Annotated in this window: 18 protein-coding genes and 1 pseudogene; 13 read left to right on the top strand and 6 right to left on the bottom strand. The window is 37.9% G+C overall.

Annotated elements, in window-relative coordinates:
* Positions 1–64: 64 nt before the first annotated feature.
* The gene (locus ACJVDK_RS09360) at positions 65–1702 is read right to left on the bottom strand and encodes an ABC transporter substrate-binding protein (RefSeq protein ID WP_443940008.1); all 1638 of its coding nucleotides are present in this window, start codon (positions 1700–1702) and stop codon (positions 65–67) included.
* A gap of 42 nt (positions 1703–1744) precedes the next feature.
* Between ACJVDK_RS09360 and ACJVDK_RS09355 the strand changes: the two genes are divergently transcribed.
* Positions 1745–2197, top strand: coding sequence for a hypothetical protein (locus tag ACJVDK_RS09355; RefSeq protein ID WP_443940007.1), 453 nt, complete (start codon positions 1745–1747; stop codon positions 2195–2197).
* Here ACJVDK_RS09355 and ACJVDK_RS09350 read toward each other — a convergent pair.
* Positions 2194–2715 (bottom strand): NADPH-dependent FMN reductase, encoded by a 522-nt coding sequence (locus tag ACJVDK_RS09350; protein WP_443940006.1) that lies wholly within the window; start codon positions 2713–2715, stop codon positions 2194–2196. The two genes, ACJVDK_RS09355 and ACJVDK_RS09350, sit on opposite strands and share 4 nt — an antisense overlap.
* 181 nt (positions 2716–2896) lie before the next feature.
* Here ACJVDK_RS09350 and ACJVDK_RS09345 point away from each other — a divergent pair, with 181 nt between their 5' ends.
* The 12 genes and pseudogenes from ACJVDK_RS09345 (at position 2897) to ACJVDK_RS09290 (ending at position 20923) form a co-directional block, all read left to right on the top strand.
* Positions 2897–3700, top strand: coding sequence for a ParA family protein (locus ACJVDK_RS09345; protein WP_443940005.1), 804 nt, complete (start codon positions 2897–2899; stop codon positions 3698–3700).
* Positions 3701–3708: 8 nt separating this feature from the next.
* Positions 3709–4620, top strand: a complete 912-nt coding sequence (locus ACJVDK_RS09340) for a ParB/RepB/Spo0J family partition protein (protein WP_443940004.1) — start codon at positions 3709–3711, stop codon at positions 4618–4620.
* The gene (locus ACJVDK_RS09335) at positions 4620–5345 is read left to right on the top strand and encodes a DUF5683 domain-containing protein (protein ID WP_443940003.1); all 726 of its coding nucleotides are present in this window, start codon (positions 4620–4622) and stop codon (positions 5343–5345) included. The genes ACJVDK_RS09340 and ACJVDK_RS09335 overlap by 1 nt, the downstream gene beginning before the upstream one ends.
* 10 nt (positions 5346–5355) lie before the next feature.
* Positions 5356–6090, top strand: a complete 735-nt coding sequence (gene dapB / locus ACJVDK_RS09330; protein WP_443940002.1) for a 4-hydroxy-tetrahydrodipicolinate reductase — start codon at positions 5356–5358, stop codon at positions 6088–6090.
* Positions 6091–6118: 28 nt separating this feature from the next.
* Positions 6119–6451 (top strand): annotated as a pseudogene (locus ACJVDK_RS09325) (DUF5684 domain-containing protein); the annotation flags it as partial.
* Entirely contained in the window at positions 6425–7642 is a 1218-nt protein-coding gene (gene lepB / locus ACJVDK_RS09320; protein ID WP_443940043.1) for a signal peptidase I, read from the top strand. The pseudogene ACJVDK_RS09325 and the gene lepB, both read left to right, overlap by 27 nt.
* A 169-nt stretch (positions 7643–7811) precedes the next feature.
* Entirely contained in the window at positions 7812–8999 is a 1188-nt protein-coding gene (locus ACJVDK_RS09315; RefSeq protein ID WP_443940001.1) for an ROK family protein, read from the top strand.
* Between the two features lie 114 nt (positions 9000–9113).
* Positions 9114–12389, top strand: coding sequence for a SusC/RagA family TonB-linked outer membrane protein (locus ACJVDK_RS09310; RefSeq protein ID WP_443940000.1), 3276 nt, complete (start codon positions 9114–9116; stop codon positions 12387–12389).
* A 35-nt stretch (positions 12390–12424) separates the two neighbouring features.
* Positions 12425–14074, top strand: a complete 1650-nt coding sequence (locus ACJVDK_RS09305) for a SusD/RagB family nutrient-binding outer membrane lipoprotein (protein ID WP_443939999.1) — start codon at positions 12425–12427, stop codon at positions 14072–14074.
* A 112-nt stretch (positions 14075–14186) separates the two neighbouring features.
* The gene (locus tag ACJVDK_RS09300) at positions 14187–15614 is read left to right on the top strand and encodes an alpha-L-fucosidase (protein ID WP_443939998.1); all 1428 of its coding nucleotides are present in this window, start codon (positions 14187–14189) and stop codon (positions 15612–15614) included.
* Positions 15615–16014: 400 nt separating this feature from the next.
* Positions 16015–19296, top strand: a complete 3282-nt coding sequence (locus ACJVDK_RS09295; protein WP_443939997.1) for a SusC/RagA family TonB-linked outer membrane protein — start codon at positions 16015–16017, stop codon at positions 19294–19296.
* Between the two features lie 28 nt (positions 19297–19324).
* Positions 19325–20923 carry a SusD/RagB family nutrient-binding outer membrane lipoprotein gene (locus ACJVDK_RS09290; protein WP_443939996.1) on the top strand — a complete coding sequence of 533 codons (1599 nt, stop codon included), beginning with the start codon at positions 19325–19327 and terminating at the stop codon, positions 20921–20923.
* Positions 20924–21142: 219 nt separating this feature from the next.
* Here ACJVDK_RS09290 and ACJVDK_RS09285 read toward each other — a convergent pair whose 3' ends face one another.
* The 4 genes from ACJVDK_RS09285 to ACJVDK_RS09270 all read right to left on the bottom strand — a co-directional run bounded on the left by ACJVDK_RS09285 (position 21143) and on the right by ACJVDK_RS09270 (position 26484).
* Positions 21143–22231, bottom strand: a complete 1089-nt coding sequence (locus ACJVDK_RS09285) for an Ldh family oxidoreductase (RefSeq protein ID WP_443939995.1) — start codon at positions 22229–22231, stop codon at positions 21143–21145.
* 44 nt (positions 22232–22275) lie between these two features.
* Complete coding sequence (gene bshC, locus ACJVDK_RS09280) at positions 22276–23862, bottom strand: bacillithiol biosynthesis cysteine-adding enzyme BshC (protein WP_443939994.1); 1587 nt, start codon at positions 23860–23862, stop codon at positions 22276–22278.
* A 330-nt stretch (positions 23863–24192) separates the two neighbouring features.
* The gene (locus ACJVDK_RS09275) at positions 24193–24564 is read right to left on the bottom strand and encodes a GxxExxY protein (protein WP_443940042.1); all 372 of its coding nucleotides are present in this window, start codon (positions 24562–24564) and stop codon (positions 24193–24195) included.
* Between the two features lie 99 nt (positions 24565–24663).
* The gene (locus ACJVDK_RS09270; protein ID WP_443939993.1) at positions 24664–26484 is read right to left on the bottom strand and encodes an alpha-L-fucosidase; all 1821 of its coding nucleotides are present in this window, start codon (positions 26482–26484) and stop codon (positions 24664–24666) included.
* Positions 26485–26682 lie beyond the last annotated feature (198 nt).

The following is a 26682-nucleotide window of genomic DNA, read 5'->3' as shown; positions in this document are numbered from 1 at the left end:
AACACAATAAGTAAAACCTATACCGCATTACCAGACTTAATACTTACGACATAATACTCATTATCTATCCCTTTCTAACCTTTTTTAAAATCATTAAACTCAATGGATTAAAAGCATATCCGCTGATGTTGTTTTGCAACATCACCACCGATTGATCGTAAAAAAGTGGAACTACTGGCGAATAATTCATCACCATTTGGTCCATTAAACGGTACAGTTTAAAGCGTTTTTCAGCATTGGGCTCATAGTAACTCGCTTCAAAAAGTTGGTCGAATTTGTTGTTGTAAAAAGCTGTGTAATTAGGGCCAAAAGGCACTTTGTTTTTAGAATAAAACATGGAAAGGAAGTTTTCTCCATCGGCATAGTCTGCTAACCAAGATGCCCTGAAGAAGTTCACATTGTTTTTAGAGATTAAATCGCGCAAGCTCGCTCCAGGACTTACATCAACTTTGGCTTTAATGCCAATAGCATTTAGTTCACCTTGAATAAATTCAATTAAATCTTTATACGTAGTGGTGGTGTTTAGCGTAATTTCTGGTAAGTTTTTTCCTTCTGGAAAACCTGCTTCAGCTAAAAGTTTTCGGGCCAAAGCCGGGTTGTAAGCATAGCCTTTTACGTCCAAGCTGTCGAAGCCCGGCATCCCTTTGGGCACAAAACCCGAGGTGGCCGATATGCCAATTCCATTACGCAAGTATTTAATCAGTTTATCGCGGTCGATCGCATAATTAATGGCTTGTCTAACTTTTACAAAACGCAAGGGCGATTTTTTAACAATGGCCAAATTCGTATCGATTAAAATACCCACGTATTCGGTACACAGATACGGACTTTTTGTCAAGGTAAACTTGCCTTTAAATTTGCTCGTCATCTGGCCGCTTTTGGTTAACACATCATCGCGATAAGAACCATCAACATTGTAATAAAAATCGAGGTCCTTTTTTAAGAAACTCATAAATCCACTTTGTTTATCGGTAATAAAGCTGGCGCGTACCGCATCTAAATACGGAAGTTGGGTGCCGTTTGAATCTTTCTCGAAATAGTTTTCGTTTTTCAGTAGAACTAAAATCTCGCCTTCTTTCCAATATTTAAATTTAAAAGGACCCGTTCCAACCGGGTGACTTCTAAAGTCTTTTCCGTAATGCTCTACTACTTCTTTAGGAACCACTGAACAATATTGTGTAGTTAAAAGATTCAGAAAAGGAGGGAAAGGTTTTGTTAATGTAATTTGAAAAGTTGTATCGTTTACCGCTTTAAAGCTGTTTTGATCTTTTACCTTATCATTAAAAATCCATCCTCCAGACGAAGCCACCTTTGGGTCTATTAAGCGGTAAAAGCTATAGGCAAAATCACTCGCTAACACTTTGCGGCCTTTGCCATTTTTAAAAATGGGGTCGTTTTGGAAAAACACATCGTTTCGTAAATGAAAAATATAGGTGGTTGCATCTTCCGAAACCTCCCAACGTTTGGCGATGCAGGGCACCGTTTGCAGTTGATTGTCGATTTGAACCAAACCGTTAAAGATTTGATTGGTCATCCAAATGGCATTTTGGTTACGGGCAAAAGCGGGATCTAAAGAAGTTAAACCTTGATCGAGATTAATATTGAAAACTTTTTTTGTGCTGTTTTGACCCTTTTCTTGGCATGAAATAAAAAATAGTGCACAAAAAACCCAAAATATACCGTTATATACGCCTTTCATCATTCAGGAATGTTATTTTTGCACAAATTAGTAAATTTAATGGAGATGTCTTTTTTAAACGATTTATTTAAGCGGCTGGATGCCCAAGAACAAGAGGAATTACAAGACCGTTTAGATTTAGTTGAACATAAAATTAAATTTATAGATAAGATTCCGGTAGCTTGCCTGGACTTGTCGAATCAGAGCAATTATAGCTTGTCAGAAGAAATTGCGTTAGCCGGAGGTATGCTCGAATCCGATGTGTACGGAGCAGCATTTATCATCTATTATCAGGAAGGAAAAACACTAACCGACTTAATGCGCGAGGCCCCAACGCTATTAGATGCCAATTGGGAAGCAGTAAAAAATAACCGTATTATTTTGCTTAATGATAATGTTGAAAGAAGTAGAACGGCCGAAAATGCGGTTTCATTAATTGAAGATATTGCCGAAATGTTGCATCCAGGCTTCTTTATTTTTGGCCACGAGGGCGATAAATGGATTCGTTTTGGCGCTTAAAACGCAATAAACTTATCGATTTGCTCGGTTGTAAATTTTACCGTATCCTCTTTAAATAAATCGCCCTGCTCATTCAATTCGGCTTTAATGTTTGGGATGTGTAAGCGGAGTGGCAGAATGTTTAAATGGATGTAATGGCACACGCCTGTAAAATGATCTACCCCACGAATATTGCCGTATTTGCCAGATGATATACCTACTAGGGCCGCTTTTTTATTGTAAAAACTATCAGGGAAGTTACAGGCATCAATTAGCACTTTTAATACGCCAGGATAGCTGCCATTGTATTCGGGCATAATGAACAAAAATTTTTCGCTCGCAGTAATGAGGTCCTGAATTTTCTGAAATTCCTCCGATCTTTTTCCATACATATCGGTGTTTAAAATATCCGCCGGTAAATCTTCCAAACAAAGCAAATTGGCATGGACACCTTTTTCTTGGAGTTGCTTTTGGTAGAATTTAGCAACTTTTAACGTGTTGCTATTGGTTCTGTTGGTAGCCGATACAATTGTGGTCATGGATAAATTGTTGATAAGATGTTTAAAACCCAAATAGCCTTTTTGCTAAAATTAACAGATAGTTTGTATCTTAGCTGATTGAGAAAAAGGGCGTAAACAGCGCAAAAATAGAACTTTTTTGTCGATATAAGGCACAAAATAATAGTGACTAACGAACGTTAAGTAAATTTCGGATATATAGATGAGCAAAATTATTGCATTAGCAAATCAAAAAGGTGGTGTTGGTAAAACAACTTCATCTATTAACCTGGCTGCAAGTTTAGCCGTATTAGAGTATAAAACTTTGTTAGTGGATGCAGATCCTCAGGCAAACTCAACTTCAGGTATTGGGTACGATCCCCGAAATATTAAAGATAGTATTTACGAGTGCATCATCAACGATATCGATCCTGCGCAAGCCATTCAGAAAACAGATACACCAAATTTAGATTTGCTGCCTGCTCACATTGATTTAGTAGGAGCCGAAATTGAAATGATTAATTTGTCTAACCGCGAGTATAAAATGAAAGCCGTGTTAGAGAAAATTAAAGACCAATATGATTTTATCATCATTGATTGCTCACCCTCTTTAGGTTTAATTACCATTAATGCGTTAACTGCGGCAGATTCGGTAATTATTCCAGTACAATGTGAGTATTTCGCCTTAGAAGGACTTGGTAAGTTGTTGAACACGATTAAGATTGTTCAAAATCGTTTAAATCAGGAATTGGAAATCGAAGGGATTTTATTAACTATGTACGATGTACGTTTACGTTTATCTAATCAAGTAGTAGAAGAAGTAAAAACACACTTTAACGAATTGGTTTTTGATACCATTATTCAGCGTAATACACGTTTAAGTGAGGCACCAAGTTATGGCGTCTCGGTAATTATGCACGATGCAAACTGTAAAGGAGCAATCAATTACTTAAATCTTGCACGTGAAATTGTAAAGAAAAATGGCCTTTTAAAAGAGGAACAAAATATAGATACTGTAACAATATAAATTTATAGATGACATCTTTTCAGCGAAAAACAGGTTTAGGAAGAGGTTTAAGTGCGCTTTTAGATGATAGCGAAGCTGCCCATCCACCGAAACAGAGTGTAAACCCTGTCAGCGAAACGGAACAGGTTGGCTCCATCAGTCATGTAAATTTATCTGAAATTGAAACCAATCCGTATCAACCACGTACCGAGTTTGATCAAGTAGCGCTTAGCGAGTTATCCGATTCAATTAAAGTACAGGGCTTGATTCAGCCGATTACCGTACGTAAGTTATCGGTGCATAAATACCAGTTAATTTCTGGTGAACGTAGGTTCAGAGCTTCAAAATTAGCAGGTTTAACCCAAATTCCTGCGTATATCCGAAGTGCGAACGACCAACAAATGTTGGAGATGGCATTGATTGAAAACATTCAACGTGAAAATTTAAACGCTATTGAGGTGGCATTGAGTTTTCAACGAATGATTGATGAAGTGGGTTTGAAACAAGAGCAATTGGGCGAACGTGTAGGAAAAAATCGTACCACCGTGACCAATTATTTGCGCTTGTTAAGGTTGCCACCAGCCATACAGGCATCCATCCGCGACCAACGCATTAGTATGGGGCATGCCCGAGCATTAATTAATGTAGAGGCGGTAGATGCGCAATTGTTTATCCATCAAGAAATTATTGATAAGAATCTTTCTGTTCGTAAAGTAGAAGAAATGGTGCGTAACCTGCAACAAGGGAATGCACTAAAACCTGCTGAAAAAACAGTTGCAAAAGGGGTTTCTTTTCAATACCAAAAATTGCAAGACGATTTGGCGTCGAAATTTGCTACGCGTGTAAAATTAAAAGTTGGCCAAGGTGGCAAAGGGGCTATTGAGATTCCGTTTATGAGCGATGATGATTTAAACCGGATTTTAGAGTTATTAGATTGGTAATGCTGCAAAGAAAACGGTTGATATTGGTTTCTTTGTTTGCAGTTTTTATAACGTATCATGCAAAAGCTCAGGTAAAAGAAGATACGGTAGTGAAAACGGTTGATACCATCAAATCGAAAAATGTAAAAGCTATTGCGCCCGCTAAGGCTCCGATGAGTAGAACCGATTCAATGAAGGCTGCTTATGTAAATCCGGGGAAAGTTGCTGGGCATAAAGCTGCTATTAAATCGGCTATTATTCCGGGTTGGGGCCAAGTGTATAACATGCAAATACTGAACGATGGTTATGGAACACGTGCTGGAAAAAGCCAAACGTGGCAAAAAGTATATACATCTGCCAAAATAGGCGCTATTTATGCCGGTTTTACCATTCTAACCATCAATTATATCAACTATACCAAACAATATAACCTGTACTTAAAGGAACTTCAATTTCGTGATCAATATGGTGTTCCAGATCCGAAAGGACCTTTTACCAAATACTCTACAGCGGGTATTACGAACGGAAAAGATACCTACCGAAGAAATAGGCAAATTGTTTTATTTTCGTACGGTTTAGTTTATATGGCAAATATTGTAGATGCGTATGTGTCGGCACGTTTGCACTTTTTTAATATCGACGATGACTTAGCATTGAAAGTAAGTCCATCGGCAATCAATTCAAACAACATGTATAGTTTTAATCCCGTGCCAGCGCCGGCGTTAAAGTTATCCCTAACATTTTAAATATATTACAATGAAGATAGCGCTTTTAGGTTACGGAAAAATGGGGCAAATTATCGAAAAATTTGCACTTGATCGTGGGCATGAAATTGTGTTAAAAATTTCAATTGATAACGTTTCCGATTTAACAGTTGAAAATTTAAAGTCTGCTGATGTGGCTATTGATTTTAGTACACCAGACTCGGTTTTGAGCAATATAGACAGCTGTTTTGAAGCAGGTGTTCCAGTTGTGGTTGGTACCACCGGTTGGTATGGTAAATTACAAGAGGTAAAAAATAACTGTGTTAACAGTAACAATGCTTTGTTATACGGCTCTAACTTTAGTATAGGAGTTAATTTATTCTTTAAGCTAAATCAAACCTTAGCAAAATTGATGAATAATTATCCGGCCTACGAAGTACAAGTAGAAGAAATACACCATACGCAAAAGCTCGATGCGCCAAGTGGCACTGCTATTACCATTGCAGAGGGTATTTTGGAAAACCTGGATAGAAAAGGCGAATGGTTAAATGAGGTTGTAGGAACAGATGTGGAATTGTTTCCAAAGGCAGAGCAGCTTTTAATTGAGTCTCACCGTATCGAGAATATTCCAGGGACGCATACTGTAATTTACAGCAGCGAGGTAGACGAAATTGAAATAAAACATACTGCTCATAATCGTGCCGGCTTTGCCTTAGGTGCCGTGGTTGCAGCAGAATGGTTGCAGAATAAAAAAGGATTTTATAGCATTACCGATATTTTTGAGTAGTGTTCATACATAAGTAAAAGATAGATAAATGGGATCAATAAATATTTTTTGGTTGTTAATCATTGTAGTACTCGTTGTATTACAATACGTTGGTTTATGGAAGCTCTTTCAAAAAGCGGGTGTTCCGGGTTGGAAATCAATTATCCCCGTTTACGGTTTTTTAGAAATGCTAAAAATTACAGGTAGACCAACGTGGTGGCTGGTGTTATATTTTATACCTGTAGTGAATTTCTTTTTAATAATTGGCGTTAGAATAGATTTTGTAAAATGCTTTGGAAAGTTTAGATTTTGGGAGCATGCAGCAACAGTGCTTTTGCATTATGTTGTTTTTCCAATGTGGAGTAATGATCCAAAAGTGGTTTATTTAGGCCCATCAGCTACAGAAGAGTTTAAAGCGAAGAATAAATATATAAAATCGAAGAACCGCGAGTGGGCTGATGCCATTATTTTTGCAGTAGTGGCTGCTACGGTAATTCGTGTGTTTTTTATTGAAGCTTATACCATCCCTTCGGGATCTATGGAGCGGTCGTTGCTTATTGGGGATTTTCTTTTCGTAAGTAAGGTAAATTATGGTGCACGTGTTCCAATGACACCCGTTGCTTTTCCTTTTGCACACCATACCATGCCAATTACAGGCACAAAAGCCTATTGGGATGGCGTAGAATGGAAATACCGTCGTTTACCAGGATTATCAGAAATTAAACGCAATGATGTAGTGGTTTTCAATTTCCCCGAAGGTGATACAGTTGCCTTGGAAAATCAGAATGCGAGTTATTACGATTTAGTACGCGGTGGTGGTTGGCAAGCTGTAAATAGTCAGTATACCGTTACGAGCCGCCCGGTTGATAAACGCGAAAATTATATTAAGCGTTGTATTGGTATTGCTGGTGATGTTATTAGCATGAAAAATGGTATTGCCAATGTAAATGGTAAGGATGAGCCCTTAAAAAGCACGGGTATGATGCCTTATAAAGTGCAATTTAGCACAACCACCGTTAATTTATCTGTTCTGGAAGATTTAGGATTGAACATATCTGAAATGCAACAATTTTCAGCTGATACCTATATCGTAAATTCGTCTTCTGAAATAGCAGATGAGTTAAAGAAATTATCTTTTGTAAAATCGGTAGAAATGGCCCCTGAGCCAGCTGGTACTGACGGAGGTTTATTTCCGCATGATCCAAATCGTTCATGGAATGTAGATAACTTTGGTCCAATTAAAATCCCTGCTAAAGGTTGGACTGTAAAAATCGATAGCGTTACGATGCCTTTGTATTATAGAGCGATTAGAACTTATGAAGGAAATAAAGTAGAGCAAAAAGGAAAGGATTGGTATATCAATGATCAATTAGCCACAAGCTATACATTTAAAATGAATTACTATTGGATGATGGGTGATAACAGGCACATGTCTGCCGATTCACGTTATTGGGGCTTTGTTCCAGAAGATCATGTGGTGGGTAAAGCGCTCTTTGTATGGATGAGTTGGAACGGTGAGGGCTCGTTTTTTAGTAAAATTCGTTGGAAAAGATTACTTAAAGGAATTCATTAAAGCTAGAAAACATACTTTTTTATAAAAATAATAAATGCCTGTAGGTTTTCTTACAGGCATTTGTTGTTTAATGAATATTTTTCTGCCAATAAATTTCTTTATAATTTTTTTATAAAGAAATTGTTTTTTGTGAAATATATTTTTTAAGTTTACGTAACCAACTAATCAAATGTCAGTTATCATAGAAAAAAATCAGCGCCTGCGTGCCGACATAATTAAGTTTTTGTATTACAAGGCTGAATTGTCGCTTACCGATTTAAGCAAGTTAACCAAGAAAAGCTTGCCATTGGTAACTGCTACTGTTGGCGTATTAATTGATGAAGGACAAGTCTTAGAAAAGGGATTGGCTCCTTCTACCGGTGGACGTCGTCCAGCTGTGTTTTTGATTAATCCGGCCTATAAAAAGTATGTGGTTTCGGTTGCGATGGATCAATTGATTACACGCTTAGAAATTACCGATTTAAGCGGAAGGGTAATGCTTCCTATTGAGACCTTAGATTTAGCTATTTCGAATGATGCTTCAGGTGCTCAAAAATTAGCCCAGTTCATTAATACGGCTATTGAAAAAGCTCATGTAAAAAAAGAAAATATTTTAGGCGTGGGAATAGGCATGCCAGGCTTCGTTAGCGTTGAAGAAGGTATAAACCATTCTTTTTTGGTGAATGAAGGCGGACCGGTTTTAAAAGACTACTTATCAAAAGAAATTGGTCTTCCGGTTTACATGGATAACGATTCAAGTTTGATTGCTTTGGCTGAATTTAATTTTGGAGAGGCTGTTGATACCAAAGATACGTTAGTGGTAAACATTGGTTGGGGTACAGGTTTGGGGATGATTATTAACGGCCAGTTGTATCGCGGTAGTAGTGGTTATGCAGGTGAATTTAGTCACATTCCACTATCAACCAGCAACAATTTGTGTTCTTGTGGAAAACGCGGTTGTATTGAAGTAGATACCTCTTTGTTGGTGTTGGCAGAACGGGCGCAAAAAGCAGTTAGAGAGGGAGCGGAAAGTAGCTTACAAGAATTATTTAAAGATACCAGCAAGCACCCAGGCGACCACTTCTTAGAAGCAGCTTCAAAACAAGATCCACTGGCCATTTCCATTTTATCTACCGCAGGTTTCCAGTTAGGAAAAGGCTTAGCTACCTTAATTCATATTTTAAATCCGAAAGTAATTGTTTTAAGTGGAAGAGGAGCCAAAGCTGGAAAAATGTTTCTTCCATCGATTCAACAAGCGATTAACGAATTTTGTATACCGCGCATCTCCGATCAAACAACCCTTAAAATTTCAAGAATATACGATACCGCAGAATTGAAAGCTGCAGCAGCACTAGTAGTAGAAAACACGCTCTTTTAAAGTTAATTAAAAGTTCACCCTAAAAAACACGACTATGTAAGCAAATTGATCTCCTTATTAATCAAAACAAACTAACGAATAAACAAAACCAAATTAATCCTTATTAAAAATCACATGAAAAAACTATACTTCATGTTATTAAGCGTTATGTTGCTGAATTTTTTGGCGATAACTGCTTTTGCGCAAAAGACAATTACAGGGACAGTACGAGATGCCAAGGGCGAATCCCTGCCTGCTGTAAGTATTAAAGTTAAAGGAACAGCCAAAGCGGCTAGTTCCGATGGAAATGGTAAATACACCATTTCTGCAGCCGAAGGAAATGTTATTGTATTCAGTTACATTGGGTACACGACAAAAGAAATAACAGTAGGCACTTCAACAACGATAAACGTAACGCTTTCGGAATCAGAAGGCACTGATTTAATGGAAGTACAGGTAAACACTGCTTTAGGTTTAAAACGTCCGAAGAAAGAACTGAACTATGCTGTATCGGAAATAAAAGGAAAAGACATTGTACATGCTGGGACTGAAAACCTAGGGTCGGCCTTAATTGGAAAGCTTGCAGGTGTGGAAGTAGGAAGCATGGCTGGTGGACCAATGGCAGGTACGCGTATTAACATTAGAGGCGTAAATAGCTTAGATGGCTCTGGTCGCCCATTATTGGTGTTAGATGGAGTACCTGTTAACGATTCGGATGATGCATTTACCGCCCGTGGTTCGAACGGACAGCCAACGGGTTCGCTATTAAATGCACTTAATCCAGATGATATTGAGTCAATGACCGTGTTAAGAGGTGCAAATGCTGCCGCAATTTATGGTTCACAAGCATTGAACGGAGCCATTGTTGTTACAACGAAAAAAGGAAATGCCGGACAACGAGGTATTGGTATTGATGTTTCTACCAATTATACAGTGAATCAGATTACCGATTTGCCAAAATTACAAAACGAATACGGTTCGGGTACAACACCGTATTTTACTACTTTTGCAACGGACGGTACAACGCCAACCTTTTTATCAACTACCGCGCAAAATTTTGGACCTAAATTAGATGGTCGCAATGTACAGTGGTGGGATGGCGTAGTTAGACCATGGGTAGCGCAGCCGGATAACTACAGAGATTTGTTTAAAAATGGTTATACCAACCAAAATAACCTAGCATTTACGGGTGCAAATGATAAAGGAAGTTTCCGTTTATCTTTAACCAATTTTAATTATGGCGGTTTCTTAGAGAACATGAAACAAACGCGTAATTCAGTAACCTTTGCCGCAGGTTATAATTTAAGTAAGAAGCTTAAAATAGAGGCTCAGTTAATATTTAATGATATCAATAATCAAAACCCTCCCCAACGTTTAGATCGTTTGTCTAATTATCCAATAGGTAGAAACGAGATTACCCAGTTGTACGAAGACAACTATAAAAATGCTTTAGGGTATTATATGACGCCCGCTATTGCTGCAATTACTGGAAATTTGCGAGATAACCTATTACGTCCGCTGTTTTGGGATCAAAGAGAGAATTTGTACACGAATAACCAGCAACAATTTTTAGGAAGCATTACGGGTACCTACACTTTTAACGATATGTTTAAATTAAGATTAAGAGGAGGTACCGATCGTTATTTTACTACAAATGAAGTGAAGGAGCGTTGGTTGGCTGCATCAAATCCATCTGTACTGACCGATAATCAAGGTAGATATTCACGTACACAAGCGCAAACTACCCGTAATTATGGTGAGGCATTATTCATGTTTAATAAAGATATCAATAAGGACTTTAAAGTGTCAGTTAATTTAGGTGCATCGATAGATGATAGTTACGATTACTCAATGACGCTTGCTACCAGAGGTTTACGCGTAAACGATGTTTTTGCTTTTAATAATAATAAAAACACTACCCTCGGTTTAAATGCGACTAATTTCGGTAGAGGTGGAGAAAGATACGCTGCTACTTTTGGTTCTGCTCAGTTAGGTTTTAGAGATTATTTGTTTTTAGAGATGACCGCCAGAAATGACTGGTCTTCTCGTTTGCCTGAAGAAAGCCGTAGTTATTTTTATCCTTCAGTAGGTTTAAGCTTTGTACTCTCTGATGCAGTGAAATTGCCAGAGGTAATCAGCCATGCAAAAATTAGAACTTCTTATGCAGAAGTTGGTAACACAACTCCAAATCGTTATTTTGCAAATGAAAACTATACGAATAGTACTTACCTACAAGGTGATGGTACAACAAGTGCTACGACCAGTTTTATTCCTGCTAGTGTTCCTCCAACTAATATTGTTGCAGAGAAGAACCATTCTTTTGAAGTTGGTTTAGAGACCGCTTATTTTAAAGATCGTGTAAACTTTGATATTACATACTTTAATAATAAAGGGGTAGATTTACTTTCGAGTGCGATTGTTTCTCCTTCAAGCGGAGCTTCTAGTTTAAGAGCTAATACCGGCAGTTTAGGTAACTCAGGTTTTGAGATTACGATTGGAGCAGACATTATTAGAACGCATGATTTTACATGGCATGCTGATTTTAACACCAGTTTAGTTAAACGTAAAGTAATCGACTTAGGAGAAGGTTTCCCTTCTGTAAATGGAAATCCACCTGAAAGAGTGTTAGGAAATCCATTTAACGCAGTGTTTAAAGCGGTAGTTGGTTCTGCTCCTTACGATATTTATATGGCTAAATGGCCAAGAAATGCAGCGGGACAATTAATTGTAAATGCTAATGGAACGCTTACTGCTGAACCAACGTTATCGTATATGGGTAGTTCGTTACCTAAAGCATATGGTGGCTTAAGCAATCGTTTTTCATATAAGGGATTTGATTTACAAGCAATGATAGCTTATCGTTTTGGGGGTAAAATTGTTTCGTTCACCAATGCATTATTAAAGGCATCAGGAGCTGGAGCGGAGTCCTTATTTGGACGTGACGCAGAGCATGGAGGTGTACCGTTTTATACTGCTGGTGGCGTAAATGTGTTGTATACGGGACAACCTATTCCTGCAGGTTCAGTTCTAAGAAACGATGGTGTTATTATCGATGGGGTTAAACCAGACGGTGTTACAAAGAATGATGTAATTATTCCGGCTAACACCTACTACGATAATAGATATTACAATGCAGGTGCTGGTACAGAAGAGTTGGTTTATAAAAACGATTATATTTATTTAAGTGAAGTTTCAGTTAACTATAATTTACCTCAAACAATGGTGGCCAAATTAGGACTGCAAAATATTTCAGTGGGCTTAGTGGGTCGTAATTTATTATGGATTTATAAATCATTACCAAATACCTCGGCATTTAGTTCAATCGGAACTTCGGGTGTAAACGCAGGTTATGAATACACCAATTTACCAAATACTAGAAACATAGGATTTTCATTAAAAGCAAAATTTTAAGAAGCTTAGTAATAGTGGAGTTTAAACAGATTAAAATGAAAACAATTAACAAAAATATAACAGTTGCTATGGCACTATTTGTCATGGCTGCTTTAGGAGGATGTAAAAATAGTATGGATGATTTGTATCAAAATCCAGAAGCTTTTACGGAAACAAAAATTGAATATTTGTTGCCAACTGCAATTGATGCAAGCTTGCGTCAAGACTATGCTGATATTTATTCAAATCACTTAAATAGTATTGCCATCATTACACAGGTTGTAGCTGGTACAGCCGATCCGGTAGGTGGTAATTTTTATAACTGGACAACTGATAAGGGACGTTGGGGCGATTATTATACCAATCAAAACAAAATGATTAGTTTAATTGGTATGGAGCAAAAGTATAATTATGAGCTAACGGATGCCGAAAAGGAAGAATACAAGCCTTATTTGGCGATGGAAAAAGTGTTAAAAGCATATAACACTGCTCGCACCACCGATTTTTTTGATGACATTCCGTATACCGAAGCATTTAAAGGGCAGAATTCGTTATATGGTCAGCCAGTTATACTTAATCCAAAATACGATTCACAACAGTCTATCTACTATGCAATTTTAGATGATTTAAAGGCAGCTGCTGCAACTTTATCTACGTATACATTAAAGCCAACTGTTTATCAAACGCATGCAGCATTAACGCAACAAGATGTATTGTTTAGAGGTGATTTGACCAAATGGGCTAAGTTTGCCAATTCTTTACGTTTACGTTATGCCATGCGTATTTCGGCTAAGGATGCGGCAAGAGCAAGGACAGAGATAAATGATTTAATTAGTACAAATGCTCCATTGGTAACGCTTAATGCAGATAATGTGTATTTATATGTAGGAGGGCAAGTGGCAGTAGCTGGCGGCGGAAGTAATACGCAGCTAAGAGCATTTAATGAGTTGCCAACGCAAATTTATGCACCTAAGTTAATGGTAGACCAAATGACGACTGCTAACGATCCAAGATTAGGGGTTTTCTTTGCAAAACCAACCGTTACGGGAGCAACAGCAACCACCATTGTAGGTTTAACTCCAAGTGCTGACGCACGAAATGCAGCAGTACCTGCACTTACTACAACGAATATTCCTTTGCAAATTGCTTCTTTAAATCCAATTACCATTGTAAGAAATACAGGTTTGCCAACGGGGATAGGAATTACTGCTGCAGATGTTAATTTCTTATTGGCAGAAGCTTCATTAAACGGGTTAATTACCGGTAAAACATTTGCCGATGCAAATACTTATTACAGTGAGGGGATTCGCAGATCAGTGGAGGCCTATTTCGATTTCTATATAAAAAGCACAGTAGCTGGAAAAGATGCTGCATTAAATGTTCAACCAAGTACCGCGGTAAAAGATGCCTTGGTAAATACTTCGAGCTATAAATTGGTTGCTGGTACAGCTTTGGCGCAAATTGCCATGCAAAAATGGATGAACACGAATATTTTGCAAAGCTATGAAACCTTTACCGAGTATACACGTTTAGATTTACCTGTGTTATTGCCAGATGTACAAGCCGGAACGCAATTAAATACATCGGCTAGATTGCCTAAACGATTGATTATCCCTACATCCGAAACCGGAAGTAATAACGCAAACTATAGTGCGGTTGCATCAAAAAACAACCAAAATACCAAAGTTTGGTGGGATGTTAATTAACATTACACACATTTAATAACAAAAAGGGTTGCGAAATGCAGCCCTTTTTTCATAGTAATTTTACTACTTTTAGTTCCAACGCGATTACAGTGTAGGGCTTTTATAAATCAATATGAAATTAAAATACTTTTTTGCCTTAAGTTTAAGCATATGGCTGAGCAAATCTATTGCGCAAGACAATGGAATTCATCCACAGTCTGAAAAATACGATTGGCCAACAGATCCTACAGTTAAACAAAAACTCGATACTTGGCAAGACAAAAAATTTGGAATGATTATTCACTGGGGGATTTATGCCGTTCCTGGAATTGTTGAGTCTTGGTCAATCTGTTCGGAGAGTTGGATTGGGCGCGATAGTACCATCGCGTATGATGACTATAAAAAATGGTACTTCGGTTTAAAAGACCAATTTAATCCTACTAAATTTAATCCTGAGCAATGGGCCAAAGCGGGTAAAAGTGCCGGAATGAACTATTTGGTTTTTACAACCAAGCACCACGACGGCTTTGCGATGTTTGACACCAAACAATCTGATTTTAGTATCGCGAAAGGTCCTTTTGCTTCCAATCCAAGAGCCGATGTGGCAAAATATGTTTTCGACGCTTTTAGAAAAGAAGGTTTTATGATTGGTGCCTATTTTTCTAAACCCGATTGGCATACCGAATATTACTGGTGGCCAAAATACGCTACTGCTGACCGAAATAATAATTACGACATCCGAAAGTATACCTGGCGTTGGAATATGTACAAGCAGTATACGTTTAACCAAATTCAAGAATTGATGACCAACTATGGAAGCATTGATATTTTATGGTTAGATGGTGGATGGGTTCGTCCGAAGGAAACCATTAATAAAGAAGTTTTATCCTGGGGAGCACCGATTCCCGAATGGAGCCAAGATATCAACATGGCTAAAATTGCCACCATGGCACGTAAAAATCAACCTGGATTATTGATGGTCGATAGGACGGTACATGGCGAGTTTGAAAATTATCAAACCCCAGAACAAAAAATCCCAGACCATCAAATAGACAACCCTTGGGAAAGCTGTATGACTCTTGGTGGTGCCTGGGGCTATGTTAAAAACGATAAATACAAGTCAGCAGGTGTGGTTATTCATAAATTGGTAGAAATTGTAGCTAAAGGCGGTAGTTTGTTGCTCGGTTGTGGACCAAAACCCGATGGTACTTTTCCGGATGAAGTGGTCTCTCGCTTAAATGAAATTGGTAAATGGACTTCTGTTAACGGAAAAGCCATTTACGGCACCCGAATAACCAAAAATTATCAAAGCGGACAAACCTGGTTTACACAAAGCAAAGATGCCAAAAAACGATACGCCATTTACTGCGTAAAAGAGGGCGAAAAATTGGGTGAAACTATCCACTGGAAAGGAAATGCGCCCAAAAAAGGAACAAATTTAACACTTCTGGCAAATGGCAAAAAATTAAAATGGAAACAAGTTGGGGAAGAAACCCTTGTTGAATTGCCAAAAGGCGTTGCGCTGAGTTCGGTAGCACTTGCCTTTGAATTTGCTGTTTAATAGCATTCGCTAATAATCAGGGTTTAGATGAAAAAAGAATAAGCGCCTGATTATTAGTTATTTATTTTCTTCAAGAGAGTTGGTTTTTTTAGTTTATAATTTTTTTATAAAGATATTTTTTATTTGTAAAATAATCATTAACTTCAATTCATTAGAAAGCCATACAATTTTTATCCTACAGGCATTCGAGAAGTATCTGCGTCGCTCAACGCAAAAAAGCGGCACTTCCAATTCATCCCTCATACTTTTATTTAGTGCAAAAAATCAAAATTTTATTTTGATAGTAAACAAATAGTTCAATTAAATTAAAGGAAAACGTTTATGTAAAAGATTTAATCATTTTATCATCATCCCAAAGAATACGAGTAGAATAATTATTCAATTTTTAAACTAAATCAATATGAAACAGGTTTATCTATGGTGTTTAAGTATATTCTTTTTGAGCTTTGCGACGATAGAATCTTTTGCACAACAAAAAATTTCAGGGGTAGTAAAAGAGGCATCTAGCCCACTTCCAGGAGTAAGTGTTACTATAAAGGGAACTAAGAAATCCACTCAAACCGACTCTGAAGGACGATTTTCAATTTCTGTAAAGCCAAAGGACATTCTGGTGTTTTCAGCAGTTGGTTACGTTAAACAAGAAATTACGTATACCAACCAAAGCACGCTTTCGATTATATTAAAAGAAAGCAGCCATCAGCTGAATGAAGTGAATGTGGTTACCACAGCAATGGGGATAAAAAAACAAGAAAAGTCTTTAGGGTACGCTGTCAGTACTGTATCTGCCAAGCAATTAACTGAGGCTGGGAATACCAATTTTGCTTCTGCTTTGTATGGTAAAGCTGCCGGGGTTAAAATTACAACTGCTCCCGGAGGTGCAAGTAGTGCCGTAAATGTACAGATAAGAGGGGTGAATTCTATTAGCTATAATCAACAACCCTTATACGTTGTAGATGGGGTTATGATTCGAAACGATGGCCAAAATGGAGCCGCAGGGGCCAATAACGATGGTTTTTGGAGCGATCAACGTATTCGTGGGAATGGGATATTGGATATTAATCCGGCCGATATTGAAAGCCTGACTGTATTAAAAGGTGCAAGTGCCTCGGCATTATATGGCTCAGATGCTGGTAACGGAGTAATTGTTATTACAACCAAAAAAGGAAGTAAAACCAAAGGGTTGGGGATCGATTTTAACTACCAAGGCTCAGTTGATAATGTAGCCTTCCTTCCAAATTTTCAAAATGTTTATGGGCCTGGTTACGATCGAGTAACGAATGTATCGGCTGGGGGAACAGAGGAAGGTTGGATTAAAGATACCGATACACAATTTGCGCCTTCGCCAAGCGGTTATCGCCCCTATTTTAGGGCATATGGTAATTTTGGTCCAAAAATGGAAAACCAATTGGTGAAATGGTGGGATGGATCTATTCGGCCGTATTCTCCACAACCCAATAATTATCGGGATATTTATCAAACCGGTTTCACTTCTAATGCAAATTTGGCCATTTCCAATCAAAATGAAGGCTTAGCTTACCGTTTTTCCGCAACAAGGCTGGATTATAAGGGCACTCAGCCAGGTAACTCTGGATCTAGAAATACCTTTAATTTAAACTCAACAATCAAGATATCACCAAAAGTATCGGTTGATGTTATTACAAGCTATGTGAATACCCAGAATAAAAACAGGCCGTATCAGTTAGGGCAGGTGTTGGGTTCTTTTGGAGGGTTCTTTAGCCGGGCCGAAGACATGCGTTTAATGAAAGAAAAATTCCAAACGAGCGATGGGTATAAGTATGCCACTAACACTTCCACTAATCGTCCAGAAGCATTTATTTATAGCATTCGTGCAACGAATTTGCTTGATTTCTTTTGGCAACAAATGAGAAATAAATATACAGAAAAGGAAAATAGATTGATGTCAAGTGTTACGTTGAACTATGATATCGCTGATCATTGGAAATTTAGAGGGCGTATTGGAAACGATTATACCGGACTTCAGTCTGAATTGAAACAATATAATGATTTTCCTATCGCATTTAATGGAACAACCAGCACAGGAAGCTATCAGACTTCGCAAGGGCAATACAGCATCCTGTATGGCGATGCCTTGTTAACCTATTCAAATAAAATAGGAAAAGACCTGAATCTGAGTGTTAGTGGAGGCTACCAGAGCCGACAAGAAAGATATACTGATCAAAGAGCAAGTACCAAAGATGGCTTGGTAACCGAAAATTGGTTTTCATTAAATAATTCATACGGAATAGCCGATGCAAGTGAAACGCGTAAAAGCCAATTGAAATATGCGTACATGGGAATTGTGAATCTAGCTTTTAAAGACTACTTGTTTTTGGAAGGAACTGCCCGTAACGAAAGCATTTCTACATTATCGTCGCAATATAATAATTATGCTTACTACTCGGTTAACAGTGGTTTTGTGTTTAGCGATGTTTGGAAATTACCTAGCTTTTGGGATTATGGAAAATTAAGGGCTTCATATGGGATAGTAGGTAATCCACCGCCAATGTATGAATCAAATGTGGTATACACCCAAAACTCATTACAAACTATTAATGGTTCTGTTCCTTCTTTGCTTACTGCGGGTAACTATGGTAATTTAAATTTAAAAGTAGAGAAAAAACACGAAATGGAATTCGGTTTGGAAACTCGTTTTCTGAAAGGGCGATTAGGTTTGGATCTGACCTATTACAATAGTCGCGTTAAAAATCAAATTGTTCGACTCGATGTGACATCAAGCGTTGGTGCAAAAAGTCAAATTGTAAACGTAGGAGAAATAGGAAACAAAGGTTTTGAATTGGCTTTAAATGCCGCGCCCATTGTGGGTAAATTCAGATGGGATACCCGCTTTAATTTCGCCATAAATAGAACCAAGGTAATTTCTTTAGTGGATTCTGAATCTGAAATAAGTCCTTACTCGTCCGATCAGGCCACGGCTCGGATAGTAGCAAAACAAGGAGAAGAATTGGGGAATATCTACATTCGTCCGGTTAAAACTGATGCGAATGGCAATAAGTTGATAAGTAATGACGGGTATTATGTGATGGATAACAGTAAATATGTGAAAGCTGGAAATATACTTCCACGCATGGTTGGTGGATTTTCGAATACCCAAAGCTATGGGAACTTTGCTTTCGATTTTATGATTGATTATCGTTTTGGTGGAAAAATGATTTCGCCAAACTTAAAGTACATGAGAGGAGCAGGATTATTAGCAAATTCTATGCAATACCGCGATGCAGAAAACGGAGGATTAACCTATACCGAAAATGGAAAGACCTATTCGGATGGTGTAATGTTACAAGGAATAAATGAACAAACTGGCCAAGTCAACACTAAAATTATTTCAGCGGCTGATTATTATTTAGCAACTTATGGTTGGGGGCAAGGATCGCTTACCGAAGGTGAAATATTTGATAATAGTTATGTTAAAATGAGAGAAGCTGTATTAAGCTATAAAGTGCCCGTTTCATTTGCAAAGAAAATTGGGATGTCGCAACTGAAGATATCTTTTTTTGGGCGTAACTTATTTTATCTATACCGTACTCTGAAAGATTTAGATCCTGAAGCACCACTGGGTAATAAATGGTTTTCTCAAGGTGTTGATGTAGGCTCAACAGCAGCATCAAGAAGTTTTGGTTTCTCCTTAAGCGCGCATTTTTAATCGATTAAAAATTTTAACAGATATGAAGATGAAAAAAATATTCATACCAGCCGTCTTATTTTTCATAATTATTACGGCTACTTTTAGTTGCAAAAAGCAATTGGAAGAACAATTTGTAAATCCCGAAAAGGTTACTGAAGCAAATCTTTCGGGTTTGTTTACGGGGATGTTAAATAACGATAGGATTGTGCCTAAATATTACAACGTTCGTACATTTTTATGCCAAATGCCTGGCGTTTATGCGCAAACATCTTATAGATCCGCCAGCAACACAATCTATCAACAAAACGACCCTTATTCACAAAACTATTGGGACGACTTTTATACCACCGAAGGCTCAAGCAAAGGAGGGGCAATGGCTATGTACCGATCTATTGAAGCCACATATAATTCCTTATCAGCTTCAGAACAAGCAAATCAGGAAATTATTAAGCAAGCGGCAAAGATTTTACTCATTGAACAGGCCGCAAAAATGGTTGATATGTGGGGCGATATCCCATATTCTGAAGCTGGTAGTTTAGAACAAACAAGCACGATAAAATTACCCAAGTACGATGACCAAAAAACGTTGTACATGGGGTTTATTGCTGATTTGGCTGATATAGCTACCTTTTTTTTATCTGCTACCACTACCAGTACGTTTTCAAAAGCCGATATTTTATTGAAGGGTAATACAACCCAATGGGCAACATTTGCTAACGCATTGCGCTTACGGTTATTAATGCGTATTTCATCAACCGATGAGGCAACAGCAAAACCAATAATTATGGATATGCTTGCGAATCCTTCAAATTTTCCATTAGTGGATGGAGGAAATATTGGAAGTTATAGTCCTGGCCAAACAGACATACTGCTGCATCCTTTAACCAATAGCAATAGCAGCTTAAATGCGGCCTTTACAGAAGGAAGTTGGTACGCCACCGATTACATGTTAAACACGGTGATGCTACCTGCCGCTGACCCTCGTATACCTGTAATTTACGATAAGTATGGTAAACTTGAAGGAGATGTCTTTATTCCAAATCAAACCTATAGAGCAATGCCGCTTACCTTTACGGAAGCAGAGGAATCAGCTAATTATCGAGAATATTCTGTATTGGATTCAGCAACATTTTTATTGAACATAAAACTGCCAGGGATTTTAATGACTGCCTCGGAAGTAAATTTCTTAAAAGCAGAGGCTTATGAAAGATGGGGAAGTACGGCCGAAGCTAAAGCTGCTTACGATACTGCACTTAAACAATCTGTTACTTTTTACCATTATTTAAATAACTTGAACACAGGGCAAGGTTACGTAAATGTTCCCATGCCAGCAAGTTCAATTGTTGAAGATTGGGTAAATACATCAACCGCAAGTTACGTAGGCTCGGTTACCAATAAGCTTTCATTAATTTATACACAAAAATGGGTACACTATGGGGTTCTTCAATCTATTGAAGCTTGGGCTGAATATAGACGGACAGGTTTCCCTGTGTTAACATTCCCTTCTGAAGGTAAGTTGCCTGGATTTTCAACACCTCCTACGCGTTTAATGTATCCCGCAAATGATTGGAATAAAAACTTTCAAAACTATCAAGCAGTACAGGCAAAAGATACAAGAACAACAAAGATTTTTTGGATGCCTTAATCAGGTGAAAATTGATCGTTCTTCAATCGACTTATTTAAGTGCTTTGCAAAATAAGTTGCTTTATTTTAACCACGAAGGATGGAGGTTGATAATTGCCTCAGCCTTCGTGGTTTTTTGTTCATGATAAAAGATTTCTTTATTTGCAACGGTTGAAAAGATTAAGTCTCATCCATTTAGGGCCTCTTAAAAGCAGCTTTCTGAAGGTTAGTCTACCCTTTTTAAGGGATTAATTTCTCTAAACCCAAACTATCGGCCATTTCATTTAAATCGTTTACCACCACATCAATAAGGGGAATACCCTTTGCTTTGCGTTCTAATTCCGCTTCGTGTTCCGGTTCTCCCGGGATAATGACCTTTTTCGTATCATCGATGGTGGCTGCATTTTTGAAACGCTCAATCCAATTGTCTAAATGGTTTTTGAAATCCGCTGTAGGGCGGAATCCATCCACGCGCATGGCACCAAAAAAATGACCCAGTCCTTCGCCAACCGGATTAGCCGAAGGCTCTAGGAAAGCAACAAAAGGAGGTGCCCAAGGGCCGTAATTAGCACCAGAAAGTACTGCCGATAGTATGTCGACCGTTGCGCTTAAGCCATAGCCTTTGTGGCTTCCGTGGTCCTTATCGCTGCCTAGTGGAAGTAAAGATCCTCCGTTTTTTAGCTCATTTGGATCACTGGATGATTTTCCATTTTTATCCTGCACCCAACCTTCGGGGATGCTTTTGTTCGCTCTTTGTGCGATTTCTAATTTCCCGTTTGCTGCAGCAGCAGTAGCCATATCCACAATAAGGGGAGGGTATTCTCCGGCAGGGAAAGCATAACACATCGGGTTTGTACCCAATAAACGTTCGCTCGAGTAGGTAGGAGCTACTAACGGACTTGCATTGGTCATGCTAATCCCAATCATATCTTTTTCTACTGCCATTAATGCATGATAACCAGCTATGCCATAATGATTCGAATTCTTAACCGATACCCAGCCGGTTCCGTATTTTTCTGCTTTTTCGATGGCCACTTTCATGGCAAAAGGAGCTACTACTAAACCCAAACCGGCATCGCCATCAATAGTTGCTGTGGTGGGTGTTTCGTGTACAATTTTAATATTCGGCGTGGCATTAATTCTTTGCTTTTGCCAAAGACGAACATAACCGCTTAAACGAGCAACCCCATGTGAGTCAACTCCACGTAAATCCGCTCGGATTAATACATCGGTTGCCAAGGCGGCATCCTCATCTGAGCAGCCCATTTTTTTAAAAACGTTGTGCGTAAAGGTTCTAAGATTGGATTCGGTAAATGTGATAAAATTCATGATCAATTATAGTAATCTTAAAGAGCAAAACTCTTACGATATTTTTAAGGTAAAAGAAGGGTGAAATCGCCACCCAAAGGTTCAAAATTCTCGATACAGGAAGAAAGGAAATCTTCCCCATAATTTACATACATCGGCGCGATGTTTAAAATACGTTCCTGTAAGGTTCCATTCGGGAAAAGACGTTTTTTCACGTTTTCAATTTGCGTTAAAGCCGTTTGATGCTTGCGTTTTTCGGCCCTAAATAATTTTTTTTCTAGATTTTCCAGCAGGTGATGGGTTTTTTGTTTTGCACTATCGCCAGAGGCAAAAAGTGTTTTATCAATGGATTGTGCGTTTTGTTTGATTTGCTCAAAAATTTCATTTATGGCCGCTTTTTCTTTCGTTAAACAAATTTGAGCAGTCGCATTTTTCCGCACCCATTTGTTTTTCATTTCTTCCGTTGATAGGAAAACATCCGCCAAATCAAAACCCAATGAATGAAGATTTTGAGCGCTTCTTTCATCAATTAATAAAGCCGAATTGCGCAGTAAAAGAACCGGGAAATCTACCTTATAGAAATCGAAATTGGCTTTTAATTGCATCCAATACGAAACCTCAGCACCACCTCCAATGTAGGCAATGTTGGGTAGAATCACTTCTTGGTACATGGGGCGCATGACTACATTAGGACTGAAGCGCTCCGGATATTTTTCAATTTCAGTTTTCAATTCCGCCTCCGTAAAACGAAGGTCGGTATGATTTACTTGATAGAATCCATTTTCAAAAATGATGCGCTCGCGCAAATCATCCTTCAGGTAAAAGAAATTAATATCCCGACCATTAACTTGCGTTTTATATCCCAGTTGTTCCAGCGTTTTAGAGCTTTTATCGATGTTTTTTGAACTGTTTTGTTGTAAAATATCAGCTGAAATAATAGAAGTAAATTCTTTCTTTAATTGTGGATTATCTGCATTAACAATAACCAATCCGTATTTTTCAAATAAGTTATTAACCAAAAAACGGGTCGCATCCGCCAAGTTATCGTGTTCTAAGTAGGCTTGTTCAACCAATTTGGCAATGCGTTTGCCATTTTTAGAAATGCCTAAATAACCTTTGTAGGCAGTTACAGCAGCTAAAACGGTCTTGGTGCTTAAACGGCCGGTAGCTCCATTGGTCGTCTGAATCCAACTAATGTTCTTTTCATCTACACTTACGTGATTAATTTCATCAAAATCATGGTCTTCTGTAGCCATCCAATATACTGGTACAAAGTTTTTATTCGGATGAGCCATTTTTAATTCAATGGCTAAATTAATCGCTGTTACAATTTTATAGATGAAGTAAAGCGGGCCGGTAAAAAGATTTAATTGATGGCCGGTGGTAACGGTAAAAGTATTCGCTTGGCCTAAAAGCTCGATGTTTTTAGTGACCGATTTATTCGGCTGAATGCGCTGGTATTGCTCCTTAAGTACCTCAACCAAGGTTTGGCGAGTGCCTTTAAATTGGCGGTTCTCAATAGCTTGCGCCAAACCATCCATATCAGGTCGATAACTGTAAAAGCTTTGCAGTTGCGCTTCGTTGTTGATATAATCTAAAACAAGTTTAGAAAACGAATGCGTTTCCTGATACGAGATATATTTTGCTTGCATAACATGCGAAATAAGTTAATTTTAAATTACGAATTATATATGTCCATTACATTTTACAAAATATAGATAAAGATTTAAATTTTTATGGTAATTACAAGGCATTGCTATACTTTTTAAATGTTTAGGACACAGCTTGGTTGATTTCTACGTATTTTCCATTTCTATCTATGTGGTAAAAAACTAATGGATATGCTCTAAAAATGTGGAAACACATAGATACGTAAGACACATAGTTTAATGTTCTCTACGTATTTTCTATGTTCTCTATGTCCCTATGTGGTCAAGAAAAGACTGGGTAAATGTGCTTAAATTTTATAAACACAATGTGTTTTACTCATCTGGAAGATAATTAAACAAATCATTTACATAGGTTTTTTGACCATTTCTAAAGATATTACTGCAATTGAAGTTAAGTAATATACCCTTTGGGGCAGAAAGTAAATTCATGTAGGTTAATAATTGTGCTTCAAAGATTGGTTTTATAGTTTCAACGGCTTTTAACTCTATTACTATGGCTTTCTCTACAAAGAGGTCGCATTTTAGCGTTGTATCCATTTTAAAATCTTTGTAATATACAGGGACAATAAACTCAGAATGAAAGCTTATTGCCCGTAATTTTAATTCATGCGCAAGGCTTTTATGGTATACATTTTCTAGCAAGCCAGGGCCTAATGATTTGTGAACTTCAATAGCTGCACCAATAATGTTTTAGCTTAACTCGTCTTAGCGGAGCTTCGTCATTCCATTTAATTTTTTTATGGTGAAATAAATTGTTAAATAGAGATGATTGATCTCTCGAATTTACAAATTACTTTCAATAGCTGTTACTTTCTCTTCAAATAAATCAATTGGTCCATCCAATAAAACCGCAATCACCGTTACATTTTTATCCGTTTTATCCGCTGGAACTGGGATATACGTAATTCCAGGTACTTTGCTCCAGTACAATTTGTTAAAGGTATCACTTAGCAAAATAGTACCCTCGCCCACTACACGAATACGACTGATGCCGTTTTTAATTCCTTTAAGGGCAATGGGGCCTGTCGGATTACCATCTACAAACAGGTACAACGTTTTCTTGTCTGCAGACAAAGCCGATTTACCTTGGTAGTGCCCATTCGAAATCCCTTTGGTTGTTTTATAAAGCGCTTCTGCATTTTTAATTACCCATTCATCATATTCTTTATCTCCACTTGGTTGGTAACCTGTTCCATCAAAAGACAAATCGGTATTTGAAAAAGGATTATTTCCTTCCGCAATTTTATGCTCCACCATTTTTATTTTTGCATTGCTCGTGTTGGCCGATTTTAAGTCATCAAAAATAGGTTTGCTAAGTTCAATAGCCTGATTAAATTGCAATTTAACAACAGTAACATCCTTGTCAAATGATTTTTCCGGTACCTGAATAAGCCAATTGTCGTTTCCTAACTCTTTAAATTTTACATTTCCGCCAGCACCAATTACCGATGCTTTTTTTATCTGAGATTTAACGCCACTTAGCATAAGTCCGTTTTTATCCTGATAATCAACATACAAAAACAAGGTCTTTTTATCTTCCGATAAAGTTGTTTTACCGTTAAAATGTTGGGTTGGAATTCCTGCGCGCGTACCATAAATGGCTTCTGCATGTTTTTTTGTCCACACGCCTAAATCTTTTAATATGTTGCTTTGCTCTGCTGCAATGGTTCCATCTGGTTTCGGACCAATATCCAGCAATAAATTACCACCCATGCTCATACAATCTACTAAGGTGCGGATAATCATATTGCCCGTTTTGTATTTGGTGTCATAGGGTTGATAACCCCAACTATCATTCATGGTATAGCATAATTCCCAATAGGGAGCTGCAGGTTTTAAAACCGGAATACCTTGCTCGGGCGTATCGTAATCGCCTTTGTTGTCTAAACGTGCATTGATAATGATATTCGGATTGTATTTTCGTAACAGGCTGTGTACTTTATCGGCTTGCCAATCTGCAGCCGAGTGTTCCCAGTTTCCATCAAACCACAGCAAGTCTGGTTTATATTGTTTCGAAAGTTCTTTAAGTTGCTCCTGTTGGTAGTCTAAGAAAGTTTGCCATCTTTTGGGCTCTTCTTTAATGTTGTAGCGATTTCTTTTGCTGGTGAAAACGTTATAATCCTCATAGCTCCAGTCCGGTAGCGAATAATAGATGCCTGTTTTTAGTCCCGATTTTTTTAATGCATCCACAAATGGAGTTAATACATCGCTTTTGGCTGCACTATTTTTTATGGTAGTCACCGCATTTGGAGCTTTCGTGTCCCATAAAGAAACGCCGTCGTGATGTTTCGAGGTTATAACTGCATATTTGGCACCACTTTCTTTAATTAAATTTACCCATTCTTGTGGACGATAATTAGCCGCCGTGAAACCCTTTAATTGTTTCATGTAGGTTTCGTGGTTGGTGTAGTTATTAAAAAACGACCACGATTCAGAAATACCATTTACCGAATAGATACCCCAATGGATGAAGATGCCCAATTTAGCATCGGCAAACCAGGTCATTTTAGGGTCGGTATTTTTGCTTAAATCTGTGTTTTGGGCCTGCATAGAAAAGGACACCAAAAGCAAGCAGAGAAGAAAGAAGGATTTTTTTATTTGCATATTCTTTAAACTAATAGGATAAAGATAAATCTTTTAGTAAAAGGATTTACTATTTGTGTTAAATATTCTTGAGGGTTTATTTTTGTTTTGGGCCTGCCCCAAAAGGGTCGGGCTATTCGCTGTATCTTTTGTTTCGCTGCGCTTCGCAAAAGGATGCCGCTACTATCCCTCAGGCACGCGTTATGGAAGGTCAATCAA

Origin of the sequence: Pedobacter paludisoli (assembly GCF_052344095.1) — a bacterium.
Classification (GTDB): domain Bacteria; phylum Bacteroidota; class Bacteroidia; order Sphingobacteriales; family Sphingobacteriaceae; genus Pedobacter.
Note: the sequence above shows the minus strand (reverse complement) of the source record. Positions and strands in the feature narration are given on the sequence as shown.